The 12,624-nt window shown below is 42.5% G+C and carries 10 protein-coding genes and 1 pseudogene; 9 read left to right on the top strand and 2 right to left on the bottom strand.

Annotated features, from left to right (window positions below; all coding sequences use genetic code 11):
• Positions 1-10 precede the first annotated feature (10 nt).
• Positions 11-1,117, bottom strand: coding sequence for a sensor histidine kinase (locus tag IQ244_RS15225; protein WP_193895442.1), 1,107 nt, complete (start codon positions 1,115-1,117; stop codon positions 11-13).
• 273 nt (positions 1,118-1,390) lie between these two features.
• On the opposite strand from IQ244_RS15225, the gene kdpA reads away from it, so the two are divergent.
• The 4 genes from kdpA to kdpC all read left to right on the top strand — a co-directional run bounded on the left by kdpA (position 1,391) and on the right by kdpC (position 6,317).
• The gene (kdpA, locus tag IQ244_RS15230) at positions 1,391-3,136 is read left to right on the top strand and encodes a potassium-transporting ATPase subunit KdpA (RefSeq protein WP_193895444.1); all 1,746 of its coding nucleotides are present in this window, start codon (positions 1,391-1,393) and stop codon (positions 3,134-3,136) included.
• A 130-nt stretch (positions 3,137-3,266) separates the two neighbouring features.
• Entirely contained in the window at positions 3,267-5,399 is a 2,133-nt protein-coding gene (kdpB, locus tag IQ244_RS15235) for a potassium-transporting ATPase subunit KdpB (protein WP_193895446.1), read from the top strand.
• Positions 5,400-5,421: 22 nt separating this feature from the next.
• Entirely contained in the window at positions 5,422-5,673 is a 252-nt protein-coding gene (locus IQ244_RS15240) for a potassium-transporting ATPase subunit F (RefSeq protein WP_193895448.1), read from the top strand.
• Positions 5,673-6,317, top strand: a complete 645-nt coding sequence (kdpC, locus tag IQ244_RS15245) for a K(+)-transporting ATPase subunit C (protein WP_193895451.1) — start codon at positions 5,673-5,675, stop codon at positions 6,315-6,317. Before IQ244_RS15240 ends, kdpC begins: the two co-directional genes overlap by 1 nt.
• A gap of 75 nt (positions 6,318-6,392) precedes the next feature.
• Here the strand turns inward: kdpC and IQ244_RS15250 are convergent, their stop codons facing one another.
• The gene (locus IQ244_RS15250) at positions 6,393-7,511 is read right to left on the bottom strand and encodes a ribonuclease T2 family protein (protein WP_193895453.1); all 1,119 of its coding nucleotides are present in this window, start codon (positions 7,509-7,511) and stop codon (positions 6,393-6,395) included.
• A gap of 315 nt (positions 7,512-7,826) precedes the next feature.
• On the opposite strand from IQ244_RS15250, the gene IQ244_RS15255 reads away from it, so the two are divergent.
• The 5 genes and pseudogenes from IQ244_RS15255 to IQ244_RS15280 all read left to right on the top strand — a co-directional run bounded on the left by IQ244_RS15255 (position 7,827) and on the right by IQ244_RS15280 (position 12,611).
• Positions 7,827-9,773 (top strand): amino acid transporter, encoded by a 1,947-nt coding sequence (locus tag IQ244_RS15255; protein WP_193895501.1) that lies wholly within the window; start codon positions 7,827-7,829, stop codon positions 9,771-9,773.
• A 132-nt stretch (positions 9,774-9,905) separates the two neighbouring features.
• Positions 9,906-10,568, top strand: coding sequence for a CAP domain-containing protein (locus tag IQ244_RS15260; RefSeq protein WP_193895455.1), 663 nt, complete (start codon positions 9,906-9,908; stop codon positions 10,566-10,568).
• 77 nt (positions 10,569-10,645) lie between these two features.
• Positions 10,646-10,945, top strand: a pseudogene (locus IQ244_RS15265) (type II toxin-antitoxin system HigB family toxin).
• The gene (locus IQ244_RS15275) at positions 10,929-11,339 is read left to right on the top strand and encodes a helix-turn-helix domain-containing protein (RefSeq protein WP_193895459.1); all 411 of its coding nucleotides are present in this window, start codon (positions 10,929-10,931) and stop codon (positions 11,337-11,339) included. Before IQ244_RS15265 ends, IQ244_RS15275 begins: the two are co-directional and overlap by 17 nt.
• Before the next feature lie 105 nt (positions 11,340-11,444).
• Entirely contained in the window at positions 11,445-12,611 is a 1,167-nt protein-coding gene (locus IQ244_RS15280) for a pyridoxal phosphate-dependent aminotransferase (protein WP_193895461.1), read from the top strand.
• Positions 12,612-12,624 lie beyond the last annotated feature (13 nt).

Below are 12,624 nucleotides of genomic sequence, written 5' to 3' on the forward strand. Positions count from 1 at the left end.
AGCCACGACTTCAGTCGCTAGGCGCAAGATGTGGATAAACAGGCAGTTTAAAAGCAAACACAGCACCAGTAGGTACTTTGTTCTCTGCCCAGATTATACCCCCGTGGGCTTCAATAATTTGCCGAGATAAATAAAGCCCTAACCCCGAACCTTTCGCTTGACGGGCGCTATGTCCTTGGTAAAATCTTTCAAATAAGTGAGAGAACTTTTCTGGTTGAATACCTGCACCCGTATCCAAAATTTTGACTACTTGATAAGAAGTTTGCGGTTCTAAAACAACTTCAACCCTACCACCACGCAGAGAATGATTAATGGCATTCACTAACAGATTATGAAACACTCGTTGCAGTTGCAGCGCATCACCGTGAACCCACAACGATTGTCGCCAATCAGAATCACCATAGTTTACCGAGAGATGAACACGACGATTAGCCGCTAATTCCATCAAATCACCAGCCGCCTCTTCTGCCAAGATAGTTAAATCTACAGGTGCTAAATCTAGCCTTAAACCTTCAGTATCGTTGCGATAAACATCTAAAAGCGTTTCTACCAATTGTAGAGAAGTCTGATGACTCCGTGCCATTGTCGATAAGACTTTTTGCTGAGTTGGTAAAACTGGGCCAAATTTTTCTTGTTGAAAAGCTTTGATAGTTTCAATCGCCCCTAACAACGGCGTTTTTAAATCATGGGTAAGAGTAGAAGCAAAATCTTCCCGTACCTTCACTAACTCCCCTTGAGATTCTAACTTGGCGCGAGTTACTGCGATCGCCTCTTGAGAACGACGCAGGCGATCGCTTAAAATACCAGTCACAATTAAAGCCATCACCGCAATTAAGCGACTAGCTACCGTCGAGACTTTCACTAATTCATTTCCAGGTACAAGCAAATTCAACAGCGTCAAACTCACCGCCAACACAGTTGCGAAAAAAGTTGCCCTGCCACCAAACCAATAGTTTGTTAATAAGATTGCGCCTGTATAAAGATATCCAAAAACATATTCTGTTGGTGTTTTAAACTCCATCAAAATTACACCAACAAATAAACACAATATAATAATAAATCTGCCTAATTTATAGCATTGACTATTCTTTTGAACTCCAAATTTATCTGCGTTCATCGACGTTCATCCTCTTCTATCGGCGGTTAATTCCTAATATAAAATTTACGCAATAACTCTCTCAAACTCTCATTCCTCCGTGACCTCTGTGCCTCTGTGGTTCGTTTATCATAAATTGACAGCGTTTAGAAACAAACTAAACGCTAGATATAGAAAAAAATAAACGCTGTATAAGTATAAATTTATATCCTCCATCCCTTGTTTTTCCCTCATAAAAAATCGATGATCTAAATTAATTCAATTAATTACAAACTGTCTAAATAATTAATATTTATGCTCCAAGGATGGATTCAAATTGGACTAACGCTACTGATTGTAGTAGCCATAACTCCATTTTTTGGGCGATATATGGCGCGTGTTTACCAAGAACGCAGTACATTTCTCGACCCAATTTTAAACCCAATTGAACGCATACTTTACTCTTTAGTTGGCGTTCAGACTAAAGCAGAGATGACAGGCTGGCAATATGCCAGAGCCATCCTCTACAGCAATGTCGTCATGGGTTTGCTGATATTCTTGATTATTATGAATCAAGGATGGCTACCCTTTAACCCAACAAAAATCCCTGCACCAACTTGGGACACAGCCTTACACACAACAATTTCCTTTATTACTAACACTAACCAACAGCATTATTCTGGGGAAACATATTTGAGTTACGCCAGTCAAATGTGGGGACTTGGTTATCATATGTTCACCTCAGCCGCCACTGGTTTAGCTGTGGGAATTGCTTTTATTCGCGGCTTAACTGGGAGAGCATTAGGTAACTTTTATGTAGATTTGATTCGCTCAATTACGCGAATTTTATTACCTATTTGTATTGTTGGTGGGATTGCGTTGATGGCGGCGGGTGTTCCCGAAACCTTAGCAGGGCCAGTTGTATTCCCGACTTTAGAAGATTCTAGTGTAAGTCAGGCGATCGCTCTTGGCCCTGTTGCCCATTTTGAAATTATCAAACAACTCGGAGAAAACGGCGGCGGCTTTTTTGCCATCAACTCAGCCCATCCCTTTGAAAATCCCAACGGATTTTCTAACTTAATTCAAATTGTGGCGATGTTGTCAATTCCCACATCGTTGATTTATACCTACGGCTTATTTGCCAACAACACCAAGCAAGCCTGGTTAGTCTACGGTATGGTAGGCGTAATTTACATCACATTTATTATCATCACTGCTATTGGTGAATATAACGGCAACCCCGCAATTAACGCACTCTTAGGTAGTACCCAACCCAACCTCGAAGGTAAAGAAGTCCGCTTTGGTTGGGCGCAATCAGCCTTATTTGCTGTTAGTACCACCGGAACCATGTGCGGTGCAGTCAACAGTTTACATGACTCCTTCATGCCCAACGGTGGTTTTGTCACCCTCTCCAATATGTTCCTGCAAATTATCTGGGGTGGACAAGGCACAGGTACAGCTTATTTATTTGCCTACCTCATCTTGGCGGTATTCGTCACAGGCTTAATGGTAGGACGCACACCAGAATTTCTCGGACGCAAAATCGAAAAGCGCGAGGTAGTACTAGCGAGTTTCTTGATTCTCCTAGTTCACCCCATCTCCATTATGATTCCCGCTGGTATCGCTTTAGCCTTCCCTAACCAACTAGCAGGTATCAGCAACCCTGGCTTTCATGGCTTTGCCCAAGTCCTTTACGAATATGCTTCGGCTGCGGCTAACAACGGTTCAGGCTTTGAAGGCTTAGGCGACTCCCAACCATCACCCATCGCCATTGCAGCAGGCGCAAAAACCACCGTCACCGCCCTCTGGTGGAACCTCAGCACTTGCTTCAGCCTCCTCGCCGGACGCTATATCCCCATTATCGGCTTACTCTTACTCGCCGATAGTATGTCTCGCAAACCTCAAGTCCCCTTCACCGTTGGCACATTACGCACCGACACCGGACTGTTTACAGGCGTAACCGCAGGCGTAATTTTAATTCTCGGCGCACTCACATTCTTCCCCGTCCTCGCCTTCGGCCCCATCGGTGAAGCCTTCTGGATAGCCAAAGGTATCGGCTAATACACAGCAGAATTCAGAATCCAGAAGTCAGGAGTCAGAAGAAGAAATCCCTTTCCCTGAATTACTAGACCACATTTGCGAGCTTTTCTTTGCGTCTTTGCGTCTCTGCGCGAAACAATTCTCTCTTTATATGAAAACCAACACAACACCTCGTCTACCTCAAGGAACCCGTGACTCGCGCAAACATACCCCTAAATCAGATCTGCGGGGACTTTACCAAAGAGCGATTAAAGAGTCATTTGTCAAACTCCACCCAAAAATAGCTGTCAAAAACCCAGTCATGTTTATCGTCTGGGTAGGAACAGTTGTTACCTTCCTCGTCACCCTCGACCCCAATTTATTCGGCACAATTCAGGCAGATGTTAACCAACAACGTTTATTAAACGGGTTAATTACATTCATTCTGTTTTTTACAGTGGTGTTTGCCAATTTTGCCGAAGCCGTGGCCGAAGGACGGGGTAAAGCCCAGGCTGATTCCTTACGCTTAACTCGTTCTGATACCATTGCCAGTAAAATTCTCCCCGATGCTTCGATTCAACAAGTTAATTCTACGGAACTGCGACGCGGCGATTTAGTCAAAGTAGTAGCTAATAACATGATTCCCGCCGATGGCGAAGTGATTCAAGGGATTGGTTCTGTAGATGAATCGGCAATTACCGGAGAATCAGCCCCGGTACTCAAACAACCAGGGACAGATATTGCCAGTTCCGTTACAGGCGGTACGCGCTTGCTTTCTGATGAATTAACAATTAGGATTACGGCTGATCCTGGTAAGGGCTTTATTGACCGAATGATTTCTTTGGTGGAAGGCGCAGAACGCACCAAAACACCTAACGAAATTGCCTTAACAGTATTGTTAGCCGTATTAACACAAGTCTTTTTAATTGTGGTGGCAACCATGCCGCCCTTTGTTAACTATATTGCTAACTTTATCAGTACTGTGTTTGGCACAGAAGCTGGCAACAGCTTACGGGCGGGTGCGAGTGTGGCGATTTTGATTTCATTATTAGTTGCATTGATACCGACAACTATCGGTGGTTTACTCAGTGCGATCGGTATTGCGGGGATGGATAGAGTAGCGCAATTTAATGTGATTGCTACTTCTGGACGTGCCGTTGAAGCCTGCGGTGATATCAATACTCTAGTGCTAGATAAAACAGGTACCATCACCTTGGGCAACCGGATGGCAGATGAGTTTATCCCTGTTAACAGTTACACAATCGAAGATGTAGCCAGAGTTGCCCGTGCTGCCAGTGTATTTGATGAAACTCCCGAAGGTAGATCAATTGTCAAACTGGCAGAGACTTATCACATTGGTGTAGATTTCAATATCAACCAAGCAGAAGGTGTAGAATTTTCTGCCAAAACCCGGATGAGTGGGACAAATCTCCCCAACGGTAAGCAAGTCCGTAAAGGGGCGGTAGATGCAATTAAAAGTTTTGTGCGCTCTCGTGGAGGCCATATTACTAGTGATGTTGATGCAGCCTACGAGCGAGTTTCGCGGTTAGGGGGTACACCCTTAGCCGTTTGTCAAGATGACCAAATTTTCGGGGTTATCTATCTCAAAGATATTGTCAAACCAGGTTTAAGCGAAAGATTCGACCAACTCCGGCGGATGGGTGTGAAGACAATTATGCTCACAGGTGATAACCGCATTACAGCCAGTGTAATTGCTCAAGAAGCCGGCGTTGATGATTTTATCGCTGAAGCTACACCAGAAGACAAAATTGGTGTAATTCGCGCCGAACAATCTCAAGGTAAGTTAGTAGCAATGACCGGAGATGGGACAAATGATGCACCCGCATTAGCTCAAGCCAACGTGGGTTTAGCTATGAACTCTGGGACACAAGCTGCAAAAGAAGCCGCCAATATGGTGGATTTAGATTCTGACCCCACCAAGTTAATTGATTTGGTAACTATTGGTAAACAGTTGCTCATTACCCGTGGGGCGTTAACTACTTTCTCTATAGCTAACGATATTGCTAAGTATTTTGCCATTATTCCTACTATCTTTGCGGCGGCGGGAATTGGCGCACTCAACGTTATGGGGCTGAAAAGCGCCCAGTCTGCAATTATCTCAGCCCTGATTTACAACGCTTTGATTATTCCGGTACTGATTCCTTTAGCATTGACGGGAGTAAAATTCCGTCCCCTAACAGCAGATCAATTATTAAGACGCAACATTTTTATTTATGGTTTGGGCGGAATTGTTGCACCTTTTATTGCTATCAAATTAATTGATGTGATCTTACCTTTGTCTTAATTTTTTATTATTTACAACTCTGATGAAATTTCCACTTTTACCTCAAATATTGGCAGAAATAATTGATTTTTCTGCTGATTACCGCATTCCACAACTGCCCTTATATATCTTTTTGGGAATGTGTTTAAACATCATGGTTGCACCTGTGGTTTATGCCGCCACAGGAGAAAATTTTTCCCATGTTCAAGCTTGGTCATTAGGTCTATTAGGGCTAGTAACTTTGAGCCTTTCTACTTATTTATTTTTTGTTATGTTTGTCCCGGAGAAATTCTAATGAGTTTTGCACGCGAAGTTAACCGAGCCATTCGTTCTACTTTAGTTCTTTGGGTAATTGGCGCTATTATCTATCCCTTTATGATGATTACCTTGGGACAGATTGTCTTTCCATCTCAAGTCAATGGTAGTCTGATTAAAAATAGTCAAGGTCAAGTGATTGGCTCTAGTTTAATTGGTCAACCTTTTACTTCCGAAAAATACTTTAATAGTCGCCCTAGTACTACTAGCTACAGTACTGCTGACCCGAAAAAAGATGAAGCTGAAGTGTTGAAAACTGGGGTTTCTGGTGCGAGTAATTTAGCCCCCAGTAATTCAGCATTAATTGAACGCATCAAAGGTAAAGATGACCCCGACCCTAACAAACGGATTGAAGGTGATTTAAATCGACTCAAAACCGCAGGTATCCAACCTACCGCAGATTTAGTTTACACCTCTGCTTCTAGCCTTGACCCTCACATTACCCCTGAAGCTGCCAAAGCACAAGTTAGCCGTGTAGCGAAAGTGCGAGGAATCGAATATACTCAATTAGAAACTTTAATAGCTCAAAATACCGATGGTCGCTTTCTGGGTATTTTTGGTGAGCCTGGGGTCAATGTTTTGAAATTAAATTTAGCGTTGGATGCTTTGAAGTCGGCAAGTTAGTCAGATTTGAGATTGTATTTAGATAAATAGGCGATCGCACCTAAATTTTGTTAGTGCGATCGCCTTTAGCTTTAATTAATTACGTGCATCATCAATTAAGCAAGATTTGAACTTCTCCAACTTGGCTTTTGGGCTATTGGTCAGCAAGTCATTAATTAAAGTGTTAGGAGTAATATTGCCTCTGAGGTTAAACCAAAGTTCGCCTAATACTAAATCCTTACATTTGACTTCTGTCTTATCGCCAGCATCAGCGGCAAAAGACGACAAAGCTTGATCAATATCCTTGAGGGTAACTTGGCGACCAATATTACTAGCTACTAATGCTTGAATGGGTGATTTGTTCAAGGCATTAATCAGGGCGATTGACTCGGTAAAATATTCCTCTGGTGTACCTTGATAGCACGTACCATGCTTAATCCATTCATGCCTTTGCAAATTGGAAGCAGTTCCCGGCATAACTACTTGTAACCTTTCCCAAGTCTCAGGTGAAAGTTCTGTTTCTATGGGCGGTAACTTTGACCAAGCACTGGCTTTATCAAAAGTGATATCACCTTGACTGACTCCACAGTAAATATTAGATTCTGGCTGAGGCCACAAACCATGTAAAGCAAAATTGGTAGCTTCAGGACGGTTTGGGTTTTTCGCTAAATTTTTACACTCAGTTTTTTCGGGTTTGGATTCACAGAAAGCTGGTTGCCAACTCACTGCTAGTAGATAGTCGTTACCAACAGCTACGGGAATTACAGGCGGTATCTTGCCTGTCGTGTCAGAAGGCAAACCATCAGCACTCACGCAACTAATCGGAACCCAACGCCGAGAGGGACTGGCACTGGCAATTTCCAACAAGTAGTGAGAAGGATTATCCTGATTTTGACCAACTATTTGATAAGTTTGTCCCGGTTTTAATCTGACATTGCCGGGGTTCGTTCCTTTTTTAATCGAGGCTACTGCTTCACAAGCGCCTAGGGCGGTGGTAAATTGACTTTTTAAGGGAGTTGAAGCTAGGGCTTGGCTGGGAAATATGATGAAGGAAAACACCAATAAAACTACTAATGCAAAGATTTGTTGGAGCGATCGCCGCATAAAATACTCCTGAATATGGATACTTAATATCCACAGATGAGAAATGCTTTTCCTGATTTTGGCAAGTAATATATCTGTAGTATTGCCTGGAGCAAGAATCTGCTCGATCATAATTGCCTAAGGCAGAAAATCATAAGCGATAATACTTAAATCAAAATAAAAACATCAACTCTATAAAGTGCTGATTTACCCCATTAGATAGCAAAATCAGAAATTAGATTGCTGTTACTCAGTAACAATTTTAGTCTTCAGCATTGTTCACAGCTTGTGATTCTGAGTTGATTTGAATAAATATTTCGGGGAAATTCCGAATGTAAAAACTTGTTGTTCTTTAGTATGTGAGTGGATTTGTAGTTCAAAATTTTGAATAAAACTACCAAACTCAAAGCACTCATACCAGCGACTTTTGTCACAAAATCCGATTTGATGGCTAAATCAATGTTCTCAACAAAACGGCTCAATAGACGGTTTATCCGCTGGCTGCTGGCAGAAAACCGCCGCGAGAAGGAAGGGCCTTACCAAAAGGAAGAAGCACACCGTCAGCATCCTTGGTGGCAGGTTATGTGCTTAACGGGTGTAGATTATTTCTCTACCCTTGGCTATCAACCGGGAATTGCCGCACTGGCGGCAGGCGCGCTTTCTCCTATTGCTACTTTCATTTTGGTTTTACTGACACTTTTTGGTGCGTTGCCAATCTACCGCCGGATTGCTGCTAAAAGCCCACATGGCGAAGGTTCTATTGCTATGCTGGAGCATTTGCTTTCTTGGTGGCAAGGCAAATTATTAGTACTGTGTTTACTAGGCTTTGTGGCAACTGACTTTATTATTACAATTACGCTGTCTGCTGCTGATGCCACAGCCCACATCATCGAAAATCCTCTCACCCCGACTTTGCTGCACAGTCAGAGTATTGCTATCACATTGATGTTAATTGCTTTACTTGGTGCAGTGTTCCTGAGAGGTTTTAAAGAAGCGATTGGAATTGCAGTATTTTTGGTGGCAGTTTATCTGCTGCTGAATTTGGTTGTGATCAGTATTGGCTTATATCAGATTGCCCTGAACCCAGGTGCGATCGCTAACTGGCAAACAGCACTTTTCGCCCGTCATTCTAATTTCTTTGCCGTCATCGGCCTAGCTATCCTCTTGTTTCCTAAGCTGGCCTTGGGTTTGTCTGGGTTTGAGACTGGCGTAACTGTGATGCCCCTTGTCCAAGGTAGCAGTAGCGATACCCCAGAAATGCCCAGAGGAAGAATTCAAAATACCCGCAAGCTTCTAACTGCTGCTGCTGTGATTATGAGCTTCTTTTTACTCACCAGCAGTTTTGTCACTACTCTGTTGATTCCTACCGCAGAATTTGCCACAGGAGGTAAAGCCAATGGCCGCGCCCTTGCTTATCTAGCACATCTTTATTTGGGTAATGGCTTTGGCACAATCTATGATTTAAGCACCATCTCTATTTTGTGGTTTGCTGGTGCATCCGCAATGGCAGGACTACTAAATATTGTGCCTCGCTATTTACCACGTTATGGCATGGCACCAAGTTGGGCGCTATTAACCAGACCTTTGGTATTGGTTTATATAACTATTGCCTTTGTGGTGACAGTGATTTTCCGGGCTAATGTAGAGGCACAGGGTGGTGCTTATGCAACGGGTGTGTTGGTATTAATTAGCTCCGCCGCCTTTGCTGTTACCCTATCAGCCCATCGTCAACGCTCTCCCAAGGGAAGACTGATTTTTGCATTAATCACACTGGTTTTTATCTATACGACCATTGTGAATATCATTGAGAGACCAGAAGGGATTAAAATCGCGGCGTTCTTCATTGGTGCCATCATTTTTACTTCCCTAGTTTCCCGCGTTTGGCGCTCGACAGAATTACGAGTAGAACAAATAGAAGTTGATGAAAATGCCCGCCAATTCATTGCCGAAGAAAGCCAAGGTGCAATCCGCATCATTGCTAATCGATTAAATGTAGGTGATGAACAAGAATATTTGTTAAAGGAAAAAGAGGTACGGGAAGATAACCACATTCCGCCGACAGATCCCATTATCTTTCTAGAGATTCGGATATCTGATGCGTCAGACTTTGCTGAGGTAATTCGCGTTAAAGGCGTACAAGTTGGTGATTATCGGATTTTACGGGCTGAGAGTGCCGCAGTACCCAATGCGATCGCCGCTTTGCTACTGTATATTCGTGACCAAACTGGGAAAATTCCTCATGCCTACTTCGGCTGGGTGGAAGGAAATCCTATTCAATATTTACTGCGATTTATCTTGTTTGGTGAAGGTGATATTGCTGTAGTCACTCGTGAAGTAGTCCGTCGAGCCGAAAAAAATCCCCACAGGCGACCAGGAATTCATGTCGGTGGTTGAGAAAAAGTAGAGGCGTTGCATTGCAGCGTCTCTATCAAGGTTAAACAAGTGCTAAATTTTTACGTAATTAGTCAGTACGCAGATGTAAAACTAGTTTAGTGGTTTGTGCATCCCTCACCTTGAATCAAGACAATGGATACAAAAAGCAAAGTCAACGTTTGGTGGAGATACATTGTTTTATTTACAGTGCTTTTGGCATTTAGGCCAACTACCTATTTTATCCACCAGGCTTTGCGGGGACACCCACTAGATATTAATTACTTTTGGACAGAACTTTCTCCTTTTGGACTGCTCAAACAAGGTCTTTATAACGGTAATGGTGGCGCTGATTGGAAAATTGGCCAGCCAAAAGTCACCATTTGGAATGCAGCACAATTGCGTTCTCAGCCAGAGTTAAGCAAGTTTGCCTTAGAATTGGTAAATCGCGATCGCACAATCAATAATTTAAAACCTTTAACAGCCGACTCTTCACTTTCACTAGCAGCACAACTCCACGCCCAAGATATGCTGGAACGGCAATATTTTAATCATATTTCCCTTGATGGGAAAAATCCCCGCGATCGCTATATTGCCGTTAGCGGTAATCGGCGTGTTGCAGTTGGTGAGAATATTATTAAAGATAATGTGCAAGGTTTAGGATTAACTTACGGCACAGTTGAAGATTTTCAACGCGGTTGGATGTACAGCAATAGTCATCGGGAAAACCTCCTCACCCGTGAATACAAAAAATTTGGCTATGGTGTAGCAATTGGCAAAAACGGTCAAATTTATGCTGTGCAAATGTTTAGCGATTAATTTTGGATGATAGACTCAAAGCATAATATTTAGCTTTATAGCGAGGTAAAAATGTCCAGACAATTAAAGAAATTTAAATGTGTGTGATTAGCCGCAGAATTTTGCGAGATTTCTGTGATGTACACACAGATGTAAGGGAAGCACTTTATGATTGGTATAGGGTAGCAACTAAGGCTGAATGGAAAAATTTGGTAGAAGTTCAGGCTATTTATCCAAAAGCAGAAGCCGTTGGTAACTTCACTGTATTTAATATAAAAGGAAACAATTATCGCTTAATTGTTGATGTTGTTTACTAGGGTCAAAGAATCTACATTAAATATGTTATGACTCATGCCGAATATGATAAGGATAAATGGAAAAATGACCCGTACTTTTAATCCTGAATCCTACGGTAAATTACTAGCCCAGTATCAACCAAAAACAATTACTACAGATGAAGAAAATGAACAAGCAATAGCTCTTGTCCAAGACTTAGAACATCGTGCCAATCGTATACCAGAAGAAGAAATACTATTAGAACTGTTAGTAACATTAATTGAGAAATTTGAAGAAACCCATTATCCAATCCCTCAAGGTACACCACATTCGATGTTAGTCCATCTAATGGACGCACGCGATATTTCTCCAGAAGTATTAGCTGAGACTTTTGGATCATTGGAGTTTGTGCAGGAAATCTTAAATGGCGATCGCACGATTAATCAAGCAGAGGCAGAAGCGCTTGCTGAGTATTTTCATGTAAGTGCAAATTTATTTTTGACAACAAAAGGTTAAAAATGCGTACTATCAGATGCAAAGGAATTTAACCAAAGGCAAAACTCGGTAGAGTTTCTGGGATATCCTAAGATAAGTGAGAGATTTGCCAAAGAATAAGTAAGAATGAAACTGGCAGCAAGAGTAAGTCAGGTAAAACCTTCTTTAACCTTAGCGATCGCAGCTAAAGCTAAGGCCATGAAGGCAGAAGGTATAGATGTTTGTAGTTTTAGCGCTGGCGAACCGGATTTTGACACACCAGCGCATATTAAAGCCGCAGCAGCAAAAGCTTTGGAAGAAGGCAAAACCAAGTATGGCCCCGCAGCTGGAGAACCAAAGTTAAGGGAAGCGATCGCCCAGAAGCTGAAAACTGATAATGGTTTAGATTACAAGGCAGAAAATGTCATCGTCACCAATGGCGGGAAGCATTCTTTGTACAACTTGATATTGGCACTCATCGATCCTGGTGATGAGGTGATTATTCCGGCTCCCTATTGGCTGAGTTATCCCGAAATGGTAACTTTGGCTGGTGGTGTATCCGTAATTGTCAACACAGATGTTACTACTGGCTATAAAATTACACCAGAACAACTGCGCCAAGCCATTACCCCCAAAACTAAGTTATTTGTCCTCAATTCTCCATCTAACCCCACAGGGATGGTGTATACGCCAGAGGAAATTAAAGCTTTGGCGCAAGTAGTAGTTGATGCAGATATCTATGTAGTTTCCGATGAGATTTACGAAAAAATTCTCTACGACGGTGCAGAACACGTTAGCATTGGTTCTCTCGGTCAAGAAATTTTTCAGCGTACCTTCATTAGTAACGGATTTGCGAAAGCTTACTCCATGACAGGTTGGCGCTTGGGTTACTTAGCCGGGCCAATAGAAATTATTAAAGCCGCCAATTCCATTCAAGGGCATAGTACATCTAACGTTTGTACCTTTGCTCAATATGGAGCGATCGCCGCCTTACAAGATTCTCAAGACTGTGTAGCAGAAATGCTCCAAGCTTTTACCAAACGGCGACAAGTGATGTTAGAGAGAATTAATGCCATTCCTGGCCTAAATTGTCCCAAACCAGATGGTGCTTTTTATCTGTTTCCCGACATCAGCAAAACCGGACTGAAATCCTTAGATTTTTGCGACGCTTTGATTGAAGAACATCAAGTTGCAGTCATTCCCGGAATTGCCTTTGGTGCAGATAATAACATTCGCCTTTCCTATGCCACCGATTTAACTACCATTGAAAAGGGCTTGGATAGGTTAGAAAAGTTTGTGCGCTCCAAGATTTAGGGTCTTTGGTCAT

The organism is Nostoc sp. LEGE 06077 (genome assembly GCF_015207705.1).
Taxonomy (GTDB): Bacteria; Cyanobacteriota; Cyanobacteriia; order Cyanobacteriales; family Nostocaceae; genus Nostoc_B.